This is a genomic window from Streptomyces sp. NPDC048473 (genome assembly GCF_043200155.1).
Classification (GTDB): domain Bacteria; phylum Actinomycetota; class Actinomycetes; order Streptomycetales; family Streptomycetaceae; genus Streptomyces.
On record NZ_JBICXE010000049.1, the window covers coordinates 21,562 to 43,944 of the forward strand.

General features: G+C 70.7%; 12 protein-coding genes and 3 pseudogenes. 9 read left to right on the forward strand and 6 right to left on the reverse strand.

All coding sequences use genetic code 11. The features are described 5' to 3' along the window. The first annotated feature begins 54 nt into the window (after positions 1–54). The 5 genes from ACGFU7_RS40565 to ACGFU7_RS40585 all read left to right on the forward strand — a co-directional run bounded on the left by ACGFU7_RS40565 (position 55) and on the right by ACGFU7_RS40585 (position 13,214). Positions 55–1,158, forward strand: coding sequence for a PLP-dependent cysteine synthase family protein (locus ACGFU7_RS40565; RefSeq protein ID WP_393703031.1), 1,104 nt, complete (start codon positions 55–57; stop codon positions 1,156–1,158). After that, positions 1,155–2,432 carry an MDR family MFS transporter gene (locus tag ACGFU7_RS40570; protein ID WP_393703033.1) on the forward strand — a complete coding sequence of 426 codons (1,278 nt, stop codon included), beginning with the start codon at positions 1,155–1,157 and terminating at the stop codon, positions 2,430–2,432. The genes ACGFU7_RS40565 and ACGFU7_RS40570 overlap by 4 nt, the downstream gene beginning before the upstream one ends. 427 nt (positions 2,433–2,859) lie before the next feature. Further along, on the forward strand, positions 2,860–4,083 hold the full coding sequence (locus tag ACGFU7_RS40575; RefSeq protein WP_393703056.1) for a permease: 1,224 nt from the start codon (positions 2,860–2,862) through the stop codon (positions 4,081–4,083). Between the two features lie 403 nt (positions 4,084–4,486). Next, positions 4,487–4,693, forward strand: coding sequence for a methyltransferase domain-containing protein (locus ACGFU7_RS40580; RefSeq protein WP_393703058.1), 207 nt, complete (start codon positions 4,487–4,489; stop codon positions 4,691–4,693). A gap of 139 nt (positions 4,694–4,832) precedes the next feature. Then, positions 4,833–13,214, forward strand: coding sequence for a type I polyketide synthase (locus ACGFU7_RS40585; protein ID WP_393703034.1), 8,382 nt, complete (start codon positions 4,833–4,835; stop codon positions 13,212–13,214). Here ACGFU7_RS40585 and ACGFU7_RS40590 read toward each other — a convergent pair. The 3 genes and pseudogenes from ACGFU7_RS40590 to ACGFU7_RS40600 form a co-directional block, all read right to left on the reverse strand. After that, on the reverse strand, positions 13,144–13,671 hold the full coding sequence (locus ACGFU7_RS40590; RefSeq protein WP_393703060.1) for a Tn7 transposase TnsA N-terminal domain-containing protein: 528 nt from the start codon (positions 13,669–13,671) through the stop codon (positions 13,144–13,146). The two genes, ACGFU7_RS40585 and ACGFU7_RS40590, sit on opposite strands and share 71 nt — an antisense overlap. After that, positions 13,650–13,940 (reverse strand): annotated as a pseudogene (locus ACGFU7_RS40595) (helix-turn-helix domain-containing protein); the annotation flags it as partial. The pseudogene ACGFU7_RS40595 and the gene ACGFU7_RS40590, both read right to left, overlap by 22 nt. 241 nt (positions 13,941–14,181) lie before the next feature. Continuing rightward, positions 14,182–14,913 carry an HAD family hydrolase gene (locus ACGFU7_RS40600; protein WP_393703035.1) on the reverse strand — a complete coding sequence of 244 codons (732 nt, stop codon included), beginning with the start codon at positions 14,911–14,913 and terminating at the stop codon, positions 14,182–14,184. A 345-nt stretch (positions 14,914–15,258) separates the two neighbouring features. Here ACGFU7_RS40600 and ACGFU7_RS40605 point away from each other — a divergent pair. The 4 genes and pseudogenes from ACGFU7_RS40605 to ACGFU7_RS40620 form a co-directional block, all read left to right on the forward strand. After that, positions 15,259–15,513, forward strand: a pseudogene (locus ACGFU7_RS40605) (pyridine nucleotide-disulfide oxidoreductase); the annotation flags it as partial. A 95-nt stretch (positions 15,514–15,608) separates the two neighbouring features. Continuing rightward, on the forward strand, positions 15,609–16,016 hold the full coding sequence (locus tag ACGFU7_RS40610) for an NUDIX hydrolase (protein WP_393703037.1): 408 nt from the start codon (positions 15,609–15,611) through the stop codon (positions 16,014–16,016). Positions 16,017–16,267: 251 nt separating this feature from the next. Next, positions 16,268–16,420 (forward strand): annotated as a pseudogene (locus tag ACGFU7_RS40615) (DUF4232 domain-containing protein); the annotation flags it as partial. Positions 16,421–16,645: 225 nt separating this feature from the next. Next, positions 16,646–17,194: a GNAT family N-acetyltransferase gene (locus ACGFU7_RS40620; protein WP_393703039.1), complete on the forward strand. Its 549-nt coding sequence runs from the start codon at positions 16,646–16,648 to the stop codon at positions 17,192–17,194. A 463-nt stretch (positions 17,195–17,657) separates the two neighbouring features. Here the strand turns inward: ACGFU7_RS40620 and ACGFU7_RS40625 are convergent, their stop codons facing one another. From ACGFU7_RS40625 to ACGFU7_RS40635, 3 genes are all read right to left on the reverse strand, one after another. Continuing rightward, positions 17,658–18,389: a transposase family protein gene (locus ACGFU7_RS40625; RefSeq protein ID WP_393703041.1), complete on the reverse strand. Its 732-nt coding sequence runs from the start codon at positions 18,387–18,389 to the stop codon at positions 17,658–17,660. A 282-nt stretch (positions 18,390–18,671) separates the two neighbouring features. After that, complete coding sequence (locus tag ACGFU7_RS40630; protein ID WP_393703043.1) at positions 18,672–19,559, reverse strand: aminoglycoside phosphotransferase family protein; 888 nt, start codon at positions 19,557–19,559, stop codon at positions 18,672–18,674. Positions 19,560–20,007: 448 nt separating this feature from the next. Continuing rightward, positions 20,008–21,450 (reverse strand): IPT/TIG domain-containing protein, encoded by a 1,443-nt coding sequence (locus tag ACGFU7_RS40635; RefSeq protein WP_393703045.1) that lies wholly within the window; start codon positions 21,448–21,450, stop codon positions 20,008–20,010. Positions 21,451–22,383: the final 933 nt, after the last annotated feature.

A 22,383-nucleotide genomic window follows, 5' to 3' on the forward strand; every position in this document is an offset into this window, starting at 1 on the left:
CCGCCGATGCCCCGAGCCTGTCTTTCCGGCCGGGGCGAGGAGCCGTGACCCGTCGTGAACCCCCTTGCGTACACTCCTGCCCCCACGTCTGCCCGCGGCCCGTCCGGCCTGGTCGGCAACACCCCGGTCCTGCGGATCGGGGAACCCTTCGCCAGCGCCGGCCGCGGTTTCTGGGCCAAGCTCGAAGGCGCCAACCCCGGTGGCATCAAAGACCGACCCGGCCTGCACATGGTCGCCCGAGCTCGCGTCCGCGGCGACCTGGCCGACGGTGCACCGATCATCGAGTCCTCCAGCGGGACTTTGGGACTCGGGCTGGCCCTGGCCGGCATCACCTACGGACACCCGGTGACCGTCGTCACCGACCCCGGCCTCGAACCCGCGATCCGCCGGGCCCTGACCGCCTACGGCGCCCGCGTCGAACTCGTCACCACCGCCCACCGGGTAGGCGGCTGGCAGCAGGCCCGGCGCGAGAAGGTAGCCGAACTACTCGCCGAGCATCCGGGCGCCTGGTGCCCGGACCAGTACAACAACCCCGACAACACGGCCGCCTACAGTCCGCTGGCCGCCGAACTCATCGCCCAGCTGGGCCGCATCGACGTCCTGGTCGCCTCCGTCGGTACCGGCGGCCACTCCGCAGGAATCTCCGCCGCGCTACGCCAGACGTTCCCCGACCTCGCCCTGATCGGCGTCGACGCGACCGGCTCGACGATCTTCGGGCAGCCCGCCGGACAACGGCTGATGCGCGGGCTGGGCTCCAGCATCCACCCGGGCAATGTCGCCTACGAGGCGTTCACCGAGATCCACTGGGTCGCCCCCGCCGAAGCGGTGTGGGCCTGCCGCACCCTGGCCCGCTGCCACTACGCCTCGGGCGGCTGGAGCGTGGGAGCCGTGGCGCTGGTCGCCGGCTGGGCCGCCCGCACCTTGCCGGCCGGAACTCGCATCGCCGCGGTCTTCCCCGACGGACCCCACCGCTACCTCGACACCATCTACAACGACGGCTGGTGCCATGGCCACGACCTGCTCGACACACCAGCCCCCGTCGAACCGACGGAGATCAAGGAGCCCGACGAGCGGGCGGTGACGTCCTGGACGCGCTGCAGCACGGTCACTGACCCGGCCCCGGCCGCCGCCCGCGCTGTCCTGGCGGGTGCACGGTGAGGCGGCTGCGCGCCCAGATGCGCTCGTTCGACCCGAGCATCCAGTTGCTGATGGTCAACCAGTTCGGTATCAACCTCGGCTTCTACATGCTCATGCCCTATCTCGCCGACCATCTCGCCCACGGCCTCGGCCTCGCGGCCTGGGCGGTCGGCCTGGTGCTGGGCGTCCGCAACCTGTCCCAACAGGGAATGTTCTGGCTCGGCGGAACCCTCGCCGACCGGATCGGCTACAAGCCGATGATCCTTGCCGGATGCGCCCTGCGCACCGGCGCGTTCGCACTGCTGGCCTTCGCCGACACACTGGCCGCCCTGATCATTGCCTCAGCCGCCACCGGATTCGCCGGAGCACTCTTCAACCCCGCCGTGCGCGCCTACCTCGCCCAAGGGGCCGGGGAGCGCCGGGTGGAGGCGTTCGCCTGCTTCAACGTCTTCTACCAGGCAGGCATCCTGCTCGGCCCGCTCGCGGGGCTGTCCCTGCTCGCCCTGGACTTCCGCATCGTGTGCGCGGTCTCGGCCGCCGTCTTCGGAGTGCTGGCGCTCGTGCAGGCTCGCGCCCTGCCTGCGCGGCGTCCGGCACCGGACCCGCAGTGTACGAGCGGGTGGCGGGGGATCGTCGCGGACTGGCGGGCGATTCTCCGCAACCGGCCCTTCGTGCTGTTCTCCGCCGCGATGGCCGGCTCCTATCTGCTGGCCTTCCAGACCTATCTCGCCCTGCCCCTCCAGGCCCGCGCCCTCCTCGGCGACGGCAGCGGCACCGCGATGGGCGTGGTTTTCGCCGCCTCCGCCCTAGTCGCGGTCGCAGGCCAGCTACGTCTCACCGACTGGGCTCGCAAACGCCTGGATCCGTCGAAGGCCATCGCAATCGGCCTGGCAGTCATGGGTGCGGCGTTCCTGCCGCTGGTGCCCGGCCCGCATGCGTCCGCCCATGGCCTGGCCGCAGTGCTCGGGCTTGTGGGGCTGGTGGGGTGCGCGGCGTTGCTGGCCGCAGGCTCCGCACTGCTGTACCCGTTCGAGATGGACACCCTGGTCCGGCTCTCGGGTGAACGCCTGGTCGCCACGTACTACGGGGCCTACAGCACAGCCTCCGGCATCGCCGTCGCCGTCGGAAACCTCGCCGTGGGTGCCCTCTTCGACCTCGCCGCCCGCACGCATGCCCCCTGGCTGCCGTGGACGGTGCTGACCGCGCTCGGGCTCGGATGCGCCGCAGCACTGACCGGGCTTCGTCGCACCGGACACCTCCACCCCGCACCGGCCGCAGTTCCAGTCCCGGCCTGACACCTCACTGCCGGGTGCGCATGGTCTACGCACCCGGCGCTGTCGGAGGTCTCTGGCAGGCTGCCGGTCATGACCACGCACATCGACCTTGAGGTCTTGCAGTTCACGCACCCGGCAGAGATGACCGCCGAGCGGCAGCGGGAGCTGGTCTCCACCCGACCACGAAGGCCAACGGTGACCACGGCGGCCCGGAGCTGTCCTTCAACGCGGAACTGCCGACCTCCGGGAACTGGCGGCTGTTCCCCCGGTTCCAGACCGGCGGGAAGGTGCACACCGCAGCCCTGACCCTCAAGGTCGGCTGACACACCCGCAGGGGCGCCGCCCACCGGGTGGCGCCCCTGCGCCCAGCCTCTGTCACGTGGCACCGCCCAGGTGCGACGTGTCGGTGGGCCACATGTCGTGCTTCTGTCGGAAGGCTCCAGGGATGATCCACGCCGTACTGCACGCACTGTCGATCGCCGGTTCCATGACCTGGGAGATCACCTGGGCCCTGATCCTGGGCTTCGCCCTGTCCGCCGTCGTCCAGGCGGTCGTCCGCAAGTCCACCGTCGTCTCCCTGCTCGGCGACGACCGCCCTCGTACGCTCGCCATCGCCGCCGGCCTCGGCGCCGCCTCGTCCTCGTGCTCCTATGCCGCCGTGGCGCTGGCGCGCTCGCTGTTCCGCAAAGGCGCGAACTTCACCGCCGCGATGGCCTTCGAGATCGCCTCGACCAACCTGGTCGTCGAACTCGGTGTCATTCTGGCGCTGCTGATGGGCTGGCAGTTCACCGCGGCGGAGTTCGTCGGCGGCCCCATCATGATCGTCGTCCTGGCGGTGCTGTTCCGGCTGTTCCTGCGCGACAGACTCCTGCGCCAGGCCCGCGAGCAAGCCGAACGCGGACTCGCCGGGTCCATGGAGGGCCACGCGGCGATGGACATGTCCGTACAGCGGGAGGGCTCCTTCACCCGCCGGCTGCTGTCACGCGAGGGCTTCACCTCCACCGCCCACGTCTTCGTCATGGAGTGGGCGGCGATCCTGCGGGATCTGGTGATCGGCCTCCTCATCGCCGGGGCCATCGCCGCCTGGGTGCCGGACTCGTTCTGGCGCACGTTCTTCTTCGACGGCCACCCGCTGGCCTCCAAGCTGTGGGGGCCGATCATCGGACCTCTGGTCGCGATCGCCTCGTTCGTCTGCTCGATCGGCAACGTGCCCCTCGCGGTGGTGCTGTGGAAGGGCGGGATCAGTTTCGGCGGGGTCGTCGCGTTCATCTTCGCCGACCTGCTGATCCTGCCGATCCTCAACATTTACCGGAAGTATTACGGCGCGAAGACGGCTGTGTTCCTGCTCGGCACCTTCTACCTCGCCACGGTCGTGGCGGGCTACATCGTGGAGTTCGCCTTCGGTGGCGTCGGCCTCATCCCCGACCAGGCCGACGCGAAAATCCCGATGGGGGGCGTCACCTGGAACTACACCACCTTCCTCAACATCGCCTTCCTCATCCTGGCCGCAGCCCTCCTCATCCGGTTCCTCCGCACCGGCGGACGGGACATGCTCCGTATGATGGGCGGTTCTCCCGGCTCCGGGCATGACCACGACAGTGGTGGTGACGGACACCACGTTCAGCACCAAATCCACGAGGCTGACCGCGGTGAACACTTCGGTCACCCCTGACACGTCGCCACTTCCGCGCTGGTTGGCCGACATGCAGTTCGATACACCTGCCGACCGACCGCCGTTGAGCCTCCACCCAAGGATGGGCCCGGCTTTCCACCCCCAGGTCGATCCCTGAACCACCCACCTGCTGCTCAACTGGAGCTATGAGTTCTACGCTGCTGCGCGTCCTGCCCAGCCCGGACGGCAAACCTGTGCCACCGAAAGACACAGCAGACGCATCCGCGTCTTCGCCCAAGATCTGGCCACCGGCCGACGCCCCTGGACCACTGCGGAAGCAGACTTCCTTGCCGGACTGTTCGACCAACTCGGCCCCGAGTGGGACACCACCGAAGCCACCAGCCGTGACGACCCACTGCGTGACGCCATCACCCGCGGCGGCCCCCTGCCGTACGGCCCCTGCCTGGAAGCCGGCTCCGGAACGGGCCAGTTCACTCCGCTCCTCGCGTCCGCCTTCCCTGCTGTGATCAGCCTCGATCTGTCCGAGCAGATGCTCCGCCAAGCTGCCGGACGCTCTCCGTCACGTGTACGGGCCGACGCCAGTGCCCTGCCCCTTGCCGACCACTCCGTGGCAGCCGTCGCCGCCATCGACATGCTCTTGCTTCCCTGACGAGACAGCCCGGGTCCTTGCCGGGACCGTAAAACGAACGGCTCTGAGGGGCCCCGACGCGGTCCACCCATCGCCGGGAGGCAACCCGGTAAACCGTGCCGTCGTCCTCAACGACGGGTCGTCTCAAGGAGGTCATGCGGTGGGTCCGCACGCCGACATCGTCAAACCACTGCCGGAACTGCTCGGGTACCACGCCCGGCGCCTCGGGGACAAGGTCTGTTTCCAGGACCGGCTCAGGCGTGTGACCTACCGGGAGCTGGAAAGGAGGACCGCACGGTTGGCCGGTCACCTGGCAGGACTCGGCCTGGCGCGCGGTGACCGGGTGGCCGTACTGCTCGGCAACCGTGTCGAGGCGGTCGAGAGCCTGCTCGCCGTCACCCGGGCGAGCGGCGTGGGCGTACCTCTGGACCCGGGGAGCTCGGAGGAGGAGCTGACCCGCTTGCTGGACGACAGCGGGGCACGGGTGCTCATCACCGATGGCGCCTGCCCGGTGCGGCGGCGAACGCTGCCGTTGCGACCCGGGCTGATCGTGGTGGTGGCCGAAGGCGGCGCCGAGGAGGGGGACGGGAACTCGCCTTGGTGCGCGGACTTCGAGGAGCCGGCGGACGGGGCCGGCGGAACCGGGGGCCGGTCCGCCGCGGTCGCGGGTGGCGTTCTGCGGTACGAGGAGTTGGCGGGTACGGAGCCGCGGACGCCGGCCCGGGACGATCTCGCACTGGACGAAGTGGCCTGGCTGCTCTACACCTCGGGATCCTCCGGCGTGCCCAAGGGCGTCCTGTCCACCCAGCGCAACCGCCTCGCGCCGGTCGCGACGGGCCTCGTCGGCGTCCTGGGCCTGTCCGAACGGGACCGCGTGCTGTGGCCGTTGCCCCTCCATCACGCGATGAGCCAGGTGGTGTGCTTCCTCGGGGTGACCGCGGTGGGGGCGAGCGCGGTGCTGCTGCCCCGGTTCTCGGTGGCGGGAGTGCTCGGCGAACTGCGTCGTGGGGATGCCTCGTTCACCTTACTCGGCGGGGTCCCCACAACGTATTCGGCGTTGCTCGACGCGGTCCGGGGCGAGGAAAGCGGCAAGGACGGCGGCGGTCTCGGTGCCCCCGCGCTGCGGGGTTGCGTCAGCGGTGGCGCCGCGGCGGGGCCCGGGTTCCGCGAGTCCTTCGAAGCGATCTGCCGTGTCCCCTATCTGGAGCACTACGGCAGCACGGAGGCGGGCCCGGTCACCATGCCGGCGCCGGGCGAGGCGACGACGTCCGGGGCGTGCGGCCGGGTGCTGCCCGGCACCCGGGTCCGGGTCGGCGGGGGCCCCGACGGCCGGGACACGGGCGAGGGTGAGTTGTGGGTCAACGGGCCCGGGGTCATGGCCGGTTACCACGGCAGGCCGGAAGCCACCGCGGAGATACTGCGGGATGGCTGGTTCCGCACAGGTGACCTGGCCAGGATCGATGCCTTCGGTGGACTGGCGGTCACCGGCCGGGCGAGTGATCTGATCATTCGAGGCGGGGTGAACATCCATCCTTCGGAAGTGGAGGCGGTGCTGCGGCGGCTGCCGGGGGTGGCGGACGCCGCCGTGGCCGGACGCCCGCACCCTGTCTTCGGCGAGGTGCCGGTCGGCTATCTGGTCCCCGAGCCCGATGGCGGCGTGCTGGACAGGGGGCGCATCCTCGCCGCCTGCCGTGCGGAACTGTCCGGCTTCAAGGTACCCGTCGAGCTGTTCGAGGTGGAGGACATTCCCCGTACCACCTCCGGGAAGACCCTGCGGCGGGACCTCGCCGGCCGGCCGGCGAGGGCGCTGGGCGCGAAGGCCACCGGGAAGCCGTCGGAGAACCTGCTGACCCTGGTGCGGAACGAGGTGGCGGCCGTGCTCGGCTGCACAGCTCAGGCGGTGGAGCCGAGCACGGCACTGCGGGACCTGGGTATGGACTCCCTGACGGCGACGGTGCTGCGGGAGCGGTTGTCGGCGGTGACCGGCCTGCCGCTCTCCGAGGCCGTCGCCTTCGACTTTCCCACGGTCGCCGCGCTCGCCGCCCACCTCGGGGCACGGAGCGCCGCCGCGCCGGCCGGCGCCGGGCCCGTGAACCGGAGTGCGGCCCGGTCGGACGACGACCCCGTGGTGATCGTGGGGATGGCATGCCGCTATCCCGGAGACGTGACCTCTCCCGAGGGACTGTGGCGGCTGGTGGCCGACGGGAGGGACGCCATCGGTCCCTTCCCCACCGACCGGGGCTGGGACACCCGGGCGCTGTACGACCCGGATCCCGGACGGCCCGGACGGACGTATGTGCGCGAAGGCGGTTTCCTCTCCGGTGCGGACCGCTTCGACCCCGGCTTCTTCGGCATCTCTCCCCGCGAGGCGCTGGCCATGGACCCGCAGCACCGGCTGCTGCTCGAAGTGGCGTGGGAGGCCTTCGAGCACGCCGGTCTCGTCCCCGGCACCCTGCGCGGCTCGGCGACCGGCGTGTATGTCGGGCTGATGTACAGCGACTACGCCCGCCACCTGACAAGGACGCCCGAGCATGTCGAGGGGTACCTCGGCCTCGGCAACGCCGGAAGCGTCGCCTCGGGTCGTATCGCCTACACCTTCGGCCTCGAAGGCCCGGCCATCACCGTGGACACGGCGTGTTCCTCGTCCCTGGTGGCCCTGCACCTGGCGGCCCAGGCGCTGCGCCGGGGTGAGTGTGACTTCGCGTTGGCCGGAGGCGCCACGGTGATGTCGGGGCCCTCATCGTTCGTGGAGTTCAGTCGCCAGCGGGCGCTGGCTCCGGACGGCCGCTGCAAGGCGTTCGGCGCGTCCGCCGACGGCACGGGGTGGGCCGAGGGCGCTGGAATGCTGCTGCTGAGCCGGTTGTCCGAGGCGCGCCGTGCCGGACTTCCGGTACTGGCCGTGGTGCGCGGTTCGGCGGTGAACCAGGACGGGGCGAGCAACGGGCTGACCGCACCGCACGGACCGGCGCAGCAGCGGGTGATCCGGCAGGCACTCGTGGACGCGGGGCTGATTCCCGGGGACATCGACGCGGTGGAGGCGCACGGCACCGGCACCCGGCTGGGGGACGTCATCGAGGCGGAGGCCTTCTTCGCGACGTACGGGCGCCAGGCGCGGCAGCGTCCCCTCCGGTTGGGCTCGGTGAAGTCGAACATCGGTCACACCCAGGCCGCCGCCGGAGTGGCCGGCGTGATCAAAATGGTGCAGGCGATGCGGCACGGCGTGCTGCCGCGTACGCTGCACGCCGACGAGCCGACCCCCCGTGTCGACTGGTCGACGGGGCGGATCGCGCTGCTGACCCGGACGGTGGAGTGGCCTGCGACGGACCGTCAGCGACGGGCGGGGGTGTCCTCGTTCGGCATCAGCGGCACCAACGCCCATGTGGTGCTCGAAGAGGCCCCGGACGACGGGGAGGCCGCACCGCCGTGTGCCCTGGCGGACGGCGGGACCGCAAGCGGCCGCGTCGGGCCCGGGGCGGTGCTGGAAGGTGCGGCACGTCCGGGACCGGCCGCGGTGGCCTTTCCGGTGTCGGCCAGGAGCGTGCCGGGGCTGCGGGCCCAGGCGCGACGGCTGTACGACCATGTGGTCGCCGCCCCTGATGCGGCCCCGGTGGACATCGGCTACTCGCTCGCCACCACGCGTGCGGCCTTCGAGCACCGGGCCGTGGTGGTGGCCCGGGACCGTGCCGAGCTGCTCGGCTCCCTGCGGGCCGTGGCGGAGGGTGGCGACCGGCCCGGAGTGCACACCGGCACGTCCCGCCACCACGGCCCGCAGGCCCTGCTGTTCACCGGCCAGGGCAGCCAGCGCGTCGGCATGGGCCGTGAACTGTACGAGTCGCGGGATCTGCATCCGGCCTTCGCCAGTTCGTTGGACGATTGCTGTGCCCTGTTCGACACGCTGCTGCCGGTGCCCCTGCGAGACGTCATGTTCGCCGGGCCCGGTACGGAGACGGGCGCGCTGCTGCATACGACCCGGTTCGCGCAGCCGGCGCTCTTCGCCCTGGAGACGGCCTTGTTCCGGCAATTCGAGGCCTGGGGGGTACGCCCCGGCCTGGTGGCCGGGCACTCGGTGGGCGAGGTGACGGCGGCACATGTCGCCGGGGTGTTGTCCCTCGCGGATGCGTGCACACTGGTGGCGGCCCGGGGCCGGCTGATGGACGCGCTGCCTCCGGGCGGCGCGATGGTGGCTGTGGCCGCCGGGGCGGACGAGGTGGCCGCCCACCTCGCCGGGACCGGGGGTGCGGTGGAGATCGCCGCGGTCAACGGGCCCGCCTCGGTGGTCGTCTCGGGCGACGAGGCCGCGGTGCGGGAGGCCGCCGCGTACTTCCGGACGCGGGGCCGTTCGGTGACGCCGCTACGGGTCGGCCATGCCTTCCACTCCGCTCGGATGGAGCCCGTGCTGGCCGACTTCGCGGACGTGGTCCGGCGTCTGTCCTTCGCCGCGCCGCGGCTGCCTCTGATCACCGCCGTGCAGGGCCGGGCGGCCACCGACGAGGAGCTGTGCACACCGGAGTTCTGGGTGGACCATGTCCGCCGTCCGGTCCGCTTCGCCGATTCGGTGGCGCACCTGGGTGAGCGAGGCGCGGCCCACTACGTCGAACTGGGGCCGGATGGGGTGCTCACCGGCCTGGTACGAGATTGCCTCGCTTCGGTCGGACCGGCCCCGGCGGACCCGCACACGGGCGATGCGGGCGGCGGCAAGCGGGGCCCGGCACCGCTGGTCCTGCCGACACTGCGCGGGACGCGGCCGGAAGCGGACACCCTGCTCGACACGCTTGCCGCGCTGCACGCCCACGGCGTGCCCGTCGACTGGCGGGCCGTCTTCGCCGGGCGCGGCGGGCGGCGCGTCGCACTGCCCATGTATGCCTTCCAGCGCCGCCGGTACTGGCTGGAGCCCGCCCCGGGGCATCCGCCCGTGTCTCCGACGGCCGAGCCCACCCATCCGTTCCTGCGGTCGTATACCCGCACGGCCGACGACGACGGGTTGCTGCTGAGCGGGGTGCTCTCGGTGCGCGACCAGCCGTGGCTTGCCGATCATGTGGTGGCTGGGGAGATCTTGCTGCCGGCGACCGCCTTCGTCGAAATGGCCCTCCACGCTGGTGAGTTGGCGGGCGCGGCCGTCCTGGACGAGCTCGTTCTGACCGCGCCGCTGCCCTTGCCCTCGGACGGTGCCGTCGCCTTGCAGGTGAAGGTGGCGGGGGCGGACGACGCGGGACGGCGGACCGTGCTCTGCCACTCCCGGCCGCACAATCCGGCGGGTGACCAGCCCTGGCTCCGGAACGCCGTCGGCACTCTTTCGCGGGCGCAGCCGCCCGCGGACCGGAAAGCGGCCGCCGCCGAGACCGGCGGCGCGCCCCGCCCGCACGTGTCCTGGCCGCCGGAGGCGGCGATGCCGGTGCATGCCGACGGTCCGGGGACCGGACCGTACGAGCGGCTGGCCGCCGGCGGGCTGCGTTACGGCCCCGCCTTCCAGGGCATGCGCGCCGCCTGGAGGCACGGAAGGGAGCTGTACGCCGATGTCGCGCTGCCCGAAGCGGCCCGGGCCCCGCGCGCGGAGGCGGACGGCCCGGGGTTCGTCCTGCATCCCGCACTGCTCGACGCGGCGCTGCACGCCCTGGCCCTGGACAGCCTTGTCACGAACGGTTCCGGGACAGCCGGTCCGGCGGCCGACGGGTTGTCCCTGCCGTTCGCCTTCAGCGGAGTGCGCGTGCACACCGCCCGCGTACAGCGCTTGCGGGTACGGATGACCGCCGGGCCCGACGGGCAGGCCGGAGTGGAACTGACCGACGAGACGGGCTCACCGGTGGCGACGGTCCGTTCGCTGACGCTCCGGCCCCTTCCGCGTACCGGCTCGGCGACGGCGGACGCGGTCACCGGTGCTCTCCACCGGACGGACTGGGTGCCGCTGACCGAGCCGCCCGCACCCGTGGCGATGCCCCGCTGGGGGGTTCTGGGCACGGCGGGCACACGGCTGGTGGACGCCCTCGCGCCCCCGGGTTCCGGCGTCCCGGTCTACCCCGGCCCGGCGGCGTGCGACGCGTCGGCCGTCGTCGTGGCACCGTGCCCGCCGCCTGACACGACCGGCGGTGCGCAGGACCAAGCTGCCGGGTTGCTGCGGGCAGCGGACCGGGCGCTGAGGCTCGTGCAGGAGTGGCTCGCCGAACCGCATCTGTCCCGCTCCCGTCTCGTCCTCGTGACGTCCGACGCCGTCACTTCGGCCGACGACGGTTTCCCTGCGGACGGCGCCGATCGCGGGAATGACGGCCGATCCGGCGAAACAGCGTCCGTACCGTTGCACACACCGGTGTGGGGACTGGTTCGCTCGGCCCTGCGGGAGAACCCGGGCCGCTTCGCCCTGATCGACGTGGACGGACACCCCGACTCCTGGAGTGCCCTGCCCGCCCTGCTGGCCGCCTCGGTACCGGAGGCAGCCGTACGCCGAGGGACGGCGTACGTGCCGAAGCTGGTGCCACTGGCCAAGGCGGCACCGAAGCCGCGGAAGCGGCGGCCGCTCGACCCGGAGGGCACCGTCCTGGTCACCGGCGGCACCGGTTCCCTGGGCAAGCTGGTGGCGCGGCACCTGGTCACCGCCCACGGCGTCCGGCATCTACTGCTCGCCGGCCGACGCGGGCCGGACGCTCCAGGGGCCCGGGAACTCGTCGCGGAGCTGCATGAGGCGGGCGCCCAGGTATCCGTTCACGCCTGTGACGTCGCGGACCGGACCGCGCTCGCCGCCCTGCTCGACGCGGTACCGGCGGCCCACCCGCTGACCGGCGTGGTGCACACCGCGGGAGTGCTGGACGACGGCGTCGTCGCGGCGCTCACCACCGACCGTCTGAGGCGGGTGCTGCGCCCCAAGGCGGATGCCGCTCTCGCTCTGCACGAACTGACCCGGGGACACGACTTGGCCGTGTTCGCGCTGTTCTCCTCGGTGGCGGGCACCTTCGGCTCCGCCGGCCAGGCCAACTACGCCGCGGCCAACTGCGTGCTCGATGCCTTGGCACGACACCGGAGGCAGCTCGGACTGCCCGGTACGTCGATCGTCTGGGGCCCCTGGCGGCAGAACGACGGCATGATGGCGCACCTCGGCGACGCGGATCGGCAGCGGATGGCCCGCTCCGGGTTCGGCCCGCTCGGGCCGGAAGAGGGTCTGGTCCTCTTCGACGCCGCCGTGGCCGGTGACGAACCTGTGGTGGTGGCGGCCCGCCTCGCCCCGGCCGCTCTCCGCGGCGGCGACCCGGGGGCGAACCGGCTCCGAACGCCTGCTGCCGACGGGGGCGACGGGGGCGGGGACCGAATCGGCCGGGCGCTGGCGGCTGCTCCCCCCGGCGAGCGGGGCGGGGTGCTGCTCACCAAGGTCCGGACCCTGGCAGCCCGCGTCCTGGGCCACCGGGAGGAGGCGAGCGAGATCGACGAGGACACCCTGCTGGCGGACCTGGGGCTGGACTCCCTGGCCGCGGTCGATCTGCGCAATGAGCTCGCGGCGTGGACGGGGCTGGCACTGCCGTCCACGCTGCTGTTCGACTTCCCGACGCCGCGCGCGCTCGCCGCCGAGCTGACGCGGCGGTATGCCGCCGAGGCACCTCCTGTGGGCGCCGTGTCCGACGGCCGGGGAGGGCCCGAGGCCGCCGACCCTCCGGGCCGACCGGCGGACGACGGCGCGGGGGGCGGTCCGGAGGCGGGCGCTCCGCCGGACGCCCGGGTGCAGGCCGCCGACGCACCGCACGCCGGGGGAGCTCCGGATTCCCTGGGCGCGCTCTTTCGTACCGCATGCGCCCGGGGACAGAGCTGGGACGGCATGGTGCTCCTGACCGTCGCCGCGCGCCTGCGCCCGGTCTTCGACAGGGCGGGGGCGCCCGGTGCGACGCACGCACCCGTCGTGCTCGCGGCGGGCGGCACGGGGGCCCGGCTGGTGTGCGCCCCCGCGCTCAGCGCGCTGTCCGGACCGCAGGAGTACGCGCGCCTCGGTGCCGGGCTGCGGGGGCTGCGGCCGGTTTCCGCGGTGCGGTACCCGGGGTTCGAGCCCCGAGAGGCTCTGCCCGCCACACTGGACGCCCTCGTCACCGCCCAGGCCGCTGCCGTCCGCGCAGCCGCGGCCGAAGGCCCCCCGGTACTGCTGGGGCGGTCGGCCGGTGGCTGGGTGGCCCATGCCGTGGCCGAGCGTCTGGAGTCCGAGGGTGCCGCCCCGGCGGCCGTCGTCCTGGTGGACACCTATCCCCCCGGTCACGGCGACCGGGGTCAGGCGCTCTCCGCGATGACGTCGGACATGCTGCGCCGGGCGGCGGAATTCGCCTCTGCCGAGCCCGACCGGCTCACCGCCATGGCCGGATACTTCGAGCTCTTCAGTGACTGGAAGACCGCGCCGCTCGCCTGTCCCACCCTGTACGTACGAGCCCGGGACCTGCCGCCCGGCGCCGAACCCGCCCCGGACTGGAGCCTGCCGCACGCCGAGGTCACCGTGCCCGGGGACCACTTCACCATGCTGGAGGAACACGCCCGTACCACCGCACTCGCCGTCCACGAGTGGCTGGGCAGCCGGGTCTGAGGACATTCTGGGAGAGGCGCGGGTACGGGCGCGGGGGTGCGTGGAACGGCTCCGTCCCACGCACCCCCGCGCGCCCGCCGCCCCCTCGCGGCCAGTACCGACAGGTGGGCAGCGAGCCGGTTGCGGCTCGAACCTGCGGCCACGCGAGCTCTCCCTGAGCGTCGAGGGCGGCGGCCAGTGCGTGATCCAGCTGTGGATCGACCGCACGGTGCTCAAGGAGCCCGCGGGTGCGGTTGCCGTCGGTGGCCACGAGACCCCAGCCCCGGCTCCGGCAGAACTCCTCGACGGCTTGGTACTTCGCGACGTTGACGGCCATCGCCATCTCGTAGACCGGCTTTACTTCGATGATGATGCAACGATCATCCTCGGTCGCCGCCGGCACGTCCGGGTAGTAGGTGCGTTGTTGACCCGCGAATTGGTAACTGATGGCCAGGGGCTGCTCTTGGTAGTACGAGATCTGCGGGGCGAAGCTGGGCGTCCGCCTTTGTACTTCGGGTAGAGCGCCTCGAAGCCGTCGGTGTTGAAGTCATGGATCACATCGCGGACCCGGTCCGGGCTGGTGAACGTCACCTCGGCGATCTTCGCCACGAGCATGCCCTGGGCAGACAGCAGCACCATCTGCGCGCGCCGCCGCGTCACCACCGAGCCGGTGCCCCTGCGGATGATCCGCAGCAGCCGCCGGCCCTCGTCATCATCGATCTCACGAACCCGTACTCGATCTGCCACCCGCATAGCTTGACGGGCCAACACCGAACCGGCGATCACCAGGGCAACGCGTCACTGTGACTGAGCGCTTCGGTTGGCCACGCTGAGCACCCCCGTTGGCCGCCCCGGGCCAAGGGCTGAGTGGTTCGTTGAGCCGAGCCACGGTAGTTGGAACCTGGCCATGATTCTTGGAACCAGCTGATGCGTGCCCCGGGGAAGGCGTTGACCCGGGTCGCTCACTGACGACGGCCGTGAGAGCCGGTCAGGCGGTCGTGCGTGACAGGTGGTCGGGGAGTTCGGTGAGCCGTTCGATGCGGAGCACCGTCTCGTCTGCCGTCGGCGATGGTCCACCGGTGACGAAGTCGATGCCGCGGTCCAGCCAGATGCCGGTGAGCCCGGCGAGGGCGGCTGCGTTTACATCGCTTTCCAGCATGTCGCCCACGTTGACCGCCTGCGCGGGGTCCGTCCGCATCCGCCGGCAGGCGGTGGCGTAGGCGACGGGCTTGGCCGCACCGAGCTCGGTCGGGGTCAGGACGGCTTCGAAGTATTCGAGGAGGCCGAAGCGGGCGAGTTTGGCGCGCTGCTGCTCGGGGTCCCCGTTGGTGAGAACAGCCAGACGCGGTCCTCGGGGAAGCCGTTTCAGGGTCTCCAGGCATGGCTGGACATCGGGATAGCACCGCCAGGACTCCTCGAACACGGTGAGGTAGCGCTCGGCGATCCAGGCGTCCAGAAGGCCGGGACTTTCAGGAACCGGCTCGCCGAGCATCGGCAGGAAGGAACGGAGCCTGCGTCGGTGGTGCTCAGCGAAGGAGCACTGACCGGCCAGGTATTCCCGCATGTGGCGCGCCTCCAGCGTCCACCACAACGTCGCCAGCTCCTCCGGTGGAGCCGTCGCGTTCGGCGCGGCCTGGACGATCTGGCCGATCGTTTCCAAGACCGCGCTTCGATGATCGACCAGGGTGCCGTCCAGATCGAAGAAAATCACATCTGCCATAGGATGATCATCTCGTGGTGCCTGTCTCTGACGCCAGAAGGCAGGTATCGCGATCTTCCTTTCGGGATGGTTGTCCAGGCGGTCACAACAGGGCGAACGTCGTCTGATGCGGCACCAGTGGCTGTGGCACTAGCCGATTCGGACCCACGGGTCCGCTACACAGCAGTCCGTACAGCCTGGTCGTGTCTCGCGCCCGGCGAGGCCACGCCGATACTCAGCCTCGCTCTGTGCGACGAGCACGGAGCCATGCGGGCCCGCGCCACGTTCGCACTGGCGTTGGCTCCCATGCCACTGGACGTCGAGGCTGTTCTGCCCGCACCGGCCGACCCCGACTCCCGGGTGATCCGGGACGGCGAGGGGCACACGGTCACGGCAGACGCCGCGTACCTGAGCATCGGGAACGCGCCCACCGCTCCGCCCGGCGGCCTCATCCGCGGCGCGGACGGCTACTGCCCGCCGACCGGCCAGCGCTCACGCATCATCGTGGCCGGCGACCTGCGCTCCGCCCGCTTCCAGCGGATCATGACCGCTTTGGGTTCAGGCAGTGAGGCTGCGCTGCACGCCTACTACGCGGCGCGGGAGCTTCCCGTCAGGGACTGAGGCACACGTCGGCGCAGCCGGCGCCGAGCCTGACGCCGGATCAGGGTCCGATCCAGCATTGCGATGTGGTGCGGATGACCTTCAGGAAAGGAATCATGGTGACGATCGAGGCCCAGACGGCAGTCGCCGCTGCCGTCGTCGTTCAGGACGGGCGTGTACTGCTCGTGCGGCGACGCATCGCGGAAGGAGCCCTCTTGTGGCAGTTCCCAGCCGGGAAGATCGAGTCTGACGAAGCGCCTGAGGAAACCGCGGTGCGTGAGACTCAGGAGGAGACCGGGCTCCTGGTGGCCCCGAGCAGCGTGCTGGGACGGCGGGTTCACCCCATGACGGGCCGGGCGATCCACTACATCGCATGTAGGGCCCTCGGCGGCAAGGCGTTCGTCGCGAGCGCCGAAGAGCTGGCCGAACTTGCGTGGATCGCGCATGGCGAGATCCCGGAGTACGTGCCGTACGGGCTGTTCGAGCCGGTGCAGGAGTATCTCGACGTGGCTCTGCTCTTGTGAGCGCCCTCAAGCGCGCGGGAGTGCGTTGTCGTTGTCGGGGCCGGGGTGGCAGGAGTAACCACCGCCGTCGTTCTCTCCGAGGCCGGGGCATTCACTTCCCCGACGGGAAGAGTGAGCCTTGTCCGACCTGACTGTGCTGGCCTCATGTTGGACGGATCTGCGGAATGACGAAGCTCCTGGCAGACGGGTTCTCGACCAAGATCGCCCGTAGCCGCCAGGAGTTTCAATGACGAAGTCAAGCCACCTGTGCGAGCGGTGGAGCGGGGGTGAAGACCCGGTGGTCGCCGGACGAGACCAAGTCGGTCACCCTCGACTGGCCGGGCGCCGACACGCTGCCCGTCACGGACGGCGCCGGCTCCCCGGTGAAGGTCGGCCCGGTCGGAAACGCCGGTCAGGACGGCTGAGCCGCACGCCCTCGGCGGCGAGAGCGCCTGCTCGCTCGGGAGAGTGATGTCGCCGAGTTTTGGAGAGCGCGTTGGTGCTTGCTTCGGGACTCTGGTTGCGTTGTGCGCGTTTCGAGCTGTGCACGGACACCGACATCCAGCAGATCGGGCCGACGGGTCAGAAGCTGCTGCCGCTGTCGGTCGTCCGAGGCTCCTGCCCGGCGGGCGTGCGATAGGTTGCCCGCCATGACTGATCTTGGACCCGTCGCCTGGCCACCTGCCCCGATAAGGGCCGAACGGCTCGTGCTCCGCGAGTCCGAGGCCCGGGACCGTGCGGCGTTCGTCGAGCTGTTCGCCTCGCCAGAGGTGGGCACCTACATCGGTGGCCCTCGACCGCGTGATGAGCTCGAACGCGCGGTTCCTGAGGTGCCCGGGCGGCGCCCTGGCCTTTTCGTGATCGATCTCGACGGAGCGATGATCGGCATGGTCACGCTCGATCGGCGCGACGCGGAGCGTCCGGGTCACGTCCGTCCGAATGCAGGGGAGGCCGAGCTCGGCTACATGTTCCTGCCGGAGGCGTGGGGATGCGGGTACGCCGCCGAGGCGTGCGCAGCGGCACTCGACTGGTTCGCCGACGCGCTTCCCGGCGAGCCGGTGGTGCTCTGCACCCAGACCGCCAACGACCGCGCGATGCGCCTCGCGGCGAAGCTGGGGTTCACCGAGGTGGAGCGGTTCGAGGAGTACGGCGCCGAGCAGTGGTTCGGCGTGTGGTCCTCGGTCACGTCGTCCGGTTGAGCTCGTGCTCGACAGCGCGGATCCACGAGGCCACCGATCGGTCGTCGGCCTCGGCGCACCGCTTGACCTCGTGGAACACGTCGGAAAGGAAGTGTACGGGGATGGGCTCTGGCAGTGGCTGACCACGAGGAGCAGCGGCCGGCGGCCCGGGGTCACTGCCGGGCCGCCGGTCACCCAGGTGGGATTCCGGCGCCTGAGCGATGCCCGGGAACGCGCGCAGTCGTCACTGGGCGTCGGTGGGGTGGCGGCGTAGAACGCCCGTAGCGGTTCCTCGACCTCGTCGCGGTGCGCCCGGCCCCTTGACGACGAGCTCGACCTGCCCTGGGACCCACCTCGATCAGAGTCACCCGCCGAAGGATACGGACGCCAACAAGTTGACGTCATCACCATTCCGAGGCGCCAGAACCGCTGCTACTTCTCACCAACATTCCGGGCTTCTGCACCTGGCCGGTGCTGTCGACTCTCAGTGACAAATGCTCGTCGTTCTCAGGCTCCGGCCCACTTGTCGTGGTCGCGTACTCAGCGTGACCGTCAATTCTTGAAGGGGGGCGCGGTCGCGGCAGACGATCTCAATGCCGGGCCGCTCGGCGAGCCAGGCCGCCGGCGTGTCCGCCTCCCGGTCAGGCAGGAGGTCGATCGGACGAGGTGTCTCGACGTCGACGAGCACAGTTCCGTAGATCCGACCCTTGCGCTGGGCGTATTCGTCCACGCCGACCGCGCGGGGCGCGGCGGTGGACGGGGCCGGCAGCGAAGTGATCAGCCTCAGCAAGGTGTTCCGGCTGACCGGCGCCCCGAAGACGTCCGTCATCCGGGCGCCGGCCCGGCCCGCGAGCGCGAGACCGACCGAGACCAACGCCGATCGCGGCCGCTCGGTCCGCCGGCCGAACCGGCGGGTGAGCCCAGACACCTGCTCGGCGAAGGTCTTGCGCGGACAGGAGTCCTCCACGCAGACGAAACGACGAACCCGCAACGACACCACGACGAACTTGCCGGCCGCTGGCAGATCACGGGGAAACCACCGGTAGGAGCCGTGAATTCGGCCTGGCCAGCACCCGCATCCTGGGCAGGACGCCCGCCTGGCAGTCGTCCGAGCCCCGATGCGGACGACTGTGTCGGTCACCTGGACCGACTCCATAAACACGCCATCGACCGAGGAGAACGGCAGCTCATCCAGCTGCGGCAGTACTGCGTTCATGGCGCAGCACTGCCGACCACGCCGCATTCCAGCCGGGCGATTTTCGGGTGACCTCAACCGCCACCACACGAAGATCAACAGTCACCCTGCGTACGCGTCCACAAGAAGTGGGCCGGAGCCCGTTCTCACCTACGCAGCCAGAGCACTGACGATCAGCGTCGGCAGGCCTCACCGTCGAGTCCTCCGCCCGCTGCCCACGTAGCCCCGGACAGAACCGGGCCCCCGGAAAGCGGCGGGGCCGGACAGGGCCTATAACGCCGTCCCCGACGCGCAGCCACGCGGTCAGTTCGCCGCCAGGACCCGTTCGAGCGTGGCGTAGCCTGCCGGTTCCCAGGTCGGTTTGCCCCCGGGCAGACCGAGCCTGCCGTTTCGTCCGATCCCGATCAGGCCCAGGGCGCGCAGGACAGCCCAGCCGCGGGCCCGGGAGATGGTGGCTTCGTCGGCGTGCTCATAGGCATCGAAGAACCGACTCGCCGCGCCGGCAGGCAACAGGATCCAGGCGGCTGAAAGATCGGTCGCGGGATCGCCTGCGCACATCTCGCCGAAGTCGATCACCCCAGCGAGCATTCCGTCCCGGACGACCACGTTTGCCGGATGCAAGTCACCATGCAGCCAGAGCGGCGCACCCTGCCAGGGGGGCGCTGCGACGGCCTTCTCCCAGACTTCCCGTGCCGCGTCAGCGGTCGCATAGTCGTTGATGACCTCGAACCAGTTGTCGCGCTCCACCTGCAATCCGGCCAGAGGGATGCCGCGCGTAGGGTTGGCCGGGGCGTCGGCGGGCGCCTTGTGATGCAGCACGCCAAGGAACTCCGCGAGGATTTCGGCCGCATCGAGGCGGGTGATCGGCGCGTGATCAGCCGGCTCACCCTCGACCCAGCGCGCGATCGTCCAAGTGTGCTCGAACAGGCTCGAAGGCTTGCCGATACGCACCGGAGTGGGCGTCGGCAGCGGCAGGAGCTTCGCCAAGACCGGCAGCCACGTCTGCTCAGTGTGCAGCAGGGCCGGCGCGCGCTCGGTACGCGGCAAGCGCACGGCCAACTCCTCCCCGAGGCGCCATTGCTGGTTATCCCAGCCTCCGTTGACGTCTCGGAGCTCAAGACCTGCGAGATCCGGATGCTGATCCCGTAACAACGCCCGCACCAGGTCCTGCTCGAACTTGAACTCGTCCATCAATGAGCCTCCGATCACTAGCATGCGCAGGCACGCTAGCACCGGCCGAACGCGGCAGACGGAAGTTGCCCCCCTGCACCGCAGCCTTCCGGGTCACGCCTGCTCAACACGCTGAACTTGACAGAGAAGCCCTCGACGACCAGCTGGCTGAGTTCGTCCTCGCTCGTGCCTCTGCCGGAGTCCTCGATGACATCATCCGCGGCGACGTCGGCCCCGCTCGGATAGCCGCCTCTTGCGGCTGGTGACGCGATTCTTACCGGCACCCGAAGTGCTGCGGGGGAGGGCCCCGGAAACCTCGTGACGGCTCTCCCTTGCCCGCCCCACATCAGCGCGCTGCGAGCAGTGCCCCGGATCCGGGCGACCCTCGAATCCCACCCGAACGCACCTCGGGCGCCTCTCTTGGGGAGGGGTGGAGGGGCCGGATGCTGTGCTCGGTCCCGTATGGCTGTCATGTGTAGATGTAGGCGCCGGGGAGGGTGACGGTGCCTGCAGTGGTGGTGATGGTGACGTCGGCGGGGCCGGGGGCGGGGCTGGTGGGTACGACGGCGGACAGGATGACGTTGGATCCGATGCTGAATTGGGCGATGATGCCTTTGATGGTGACCAAGGTGGTGGTGGACAGGTTCTGGCCGGTGATGGTGATGACGTTCCCGCCGAAGACTGTGCCGGTGGTGGGTTTGAGGGCGATGGGGTTCGGGGGGTCGACGTACCGGTAGGAGAGCGTTCCGGTGGTGATGCCACCGGCGGTGGTGACGGTCAGGGGGACGGATCCGGGGGCCAGGCCGGGTGGGACGGGTATCTCGAGTTGGCTGTCGGAGACCACGATGGGGATGGTCGGCAGTGGGCCGAACAGCACCTGGGAGGCCGTGGCGAGTTGGTCGCCTTTGATGGTGATCACGTTCCTGCCGGCTGTCGGGCCGGCGGCGGGGGCCAGGGAGTGGGCGTCGCCCCGGGGGTAGTAGACGAACGGCTTCGAGTTGCTGGTGCCGTTGGGGGTGGTGACGGTGACCTGGGCGACGCCGACACCGGGCGGGGTGACGACGACGATCTGGTTGGCCGTGCCGGCCATGATGGCGGCGGGTGTGGTGTCGAATCTGACCGCGGTGGCTCCGGCAAGGCTGGTGCCGGTGAGTGTCAGGATGGTGCCGCCGGCCTGGGGGCCGAGGGTGGGCGACATGGCGTTGAGGGTCTGGATGACGCTGATCGTGTTGGAGCCCCTGTTGGCCACGTAGACCGACAGGCCGTTGGGGGTGATGGCGACCCCGGTGGGCTGGTTCCCGACCGGGACGGTCTCGATGACGGTGTTGGTGCTGGTGTCGATGACGCTGACGCTGTTGGACCCGTTGTTGGCCACATGGACCTGGCGGCCGTCGGGGGTGACGGCTAGCCCCCATGGGGTGGTGCCGACCGGTACGGTGGCGATGATGGCGCGGGTGGCGGTGTCGATGATGCTGACGGTGTTCGCGGTGCTGTTGGCGATGTAGAGGCGGGTGTTGTTGGGGGAGATGGCCGCTCCGAGCGGTGCGGACAGGTCGGTGATGGTGGCCACTACGGCCTGGGTGACGGTGCTGATCACGCTGACGGTGTTGTCACCCTTGTTGGACACGTACACTTCCAGCCCCGTGGGGGCCACCGCGACGCCTGTCGGCTGGTGCCCGACGGGGATGGTCACGATGACGCTGTCGGTGAGCGTGTTGACCACGCTGAGGGTGTCCGAGCCCTGGTTGGCGACGTAGAGGCGCAGTCCGCTGGGGTCGACTTTGATCCCGGAGGGGGTGTTGCCGACGGGGACCGTGCCGACGACGGTGTAGAGGTCGCGTTGGGCGACGGTGACGGCGTTGGTGGCGATGTCGGCCACGTAGAGATGGGCGTTGTCCGGGGCGACCGCCACTTCGGCGGGGCCGGGCAGCGGTGCCAGCGCGGTGGCGACCGTGAAGGTTCCGCCGTGACACTGACCGACCCCGAGCCGTTGTTGGCCACGTAGGCGTTCAGCCCTACCGGGCTCACCGCCAGGCCCAGCGGGCTGGCGCCCACCGGGAGGGTCAGCACCACCATGGGAAGGGCCAGAGCCAGCGAGGGCGGACCGAGACTCGGCCGTGCGAGGGGGGAGACTTTGGATGTACTGCTCATCATGCACCTGTCATATGAGGTCTTGAGGGGGCCATTGGGATGCCGCCCTCCAGCGGAAGGCGGCGAACACAGGAATGGGGAGCGGGGCTGCCGCGCACGGGCGCGCGCCGGACGCTTCGAACTTGAGCCGGTCAAGGTTGTCGCCCGCGGTGATGAGGAGTTGGGCAGGGGTCTCGGTGCCGATGCAGGGCGGTACCACACCAGCTCGGGAACCGCTTGGGCGACGAGCGGTTTCAGCTCGGTGTCGGCATTGATGACCTCCTCGGCGAGGGCCTGGTAGCCGGTGGGCGATCCGGACCGCGCAGGCTGGGTCGCTGATGGTCGTGCCGAGTCGGGAGCGGACCGGATGCCTGATGCCGTCGGCAGCGGCCGGCTCGCGTAGCCGCTCGCGGGCCTCGCTCGGTGCTGTGACGATCAGGGTGCGGATCTGGTTGATGGTTTGAGTGCGGGACTTGATGGTCGAGCGGCGAACCACCACACAGGGCGCGGACAGTCTCCGCGCCGTCCGGCGGCACCGCCCGGAAGGCCGATGCTTCAGCCAAAGGGCGGCCGGAGCGTCGGATGTCAAGCGGTGCCGTGTGCATCCTCACTGTCAGGTGTAGGTGAAGGGGATGTGGTTGCTGGTGCCGCTGGGGGTGGTGACGGTGATGGGTACGGTTCCCCTTCCGGGTGGGGCGACGGCGAGGATGACGTT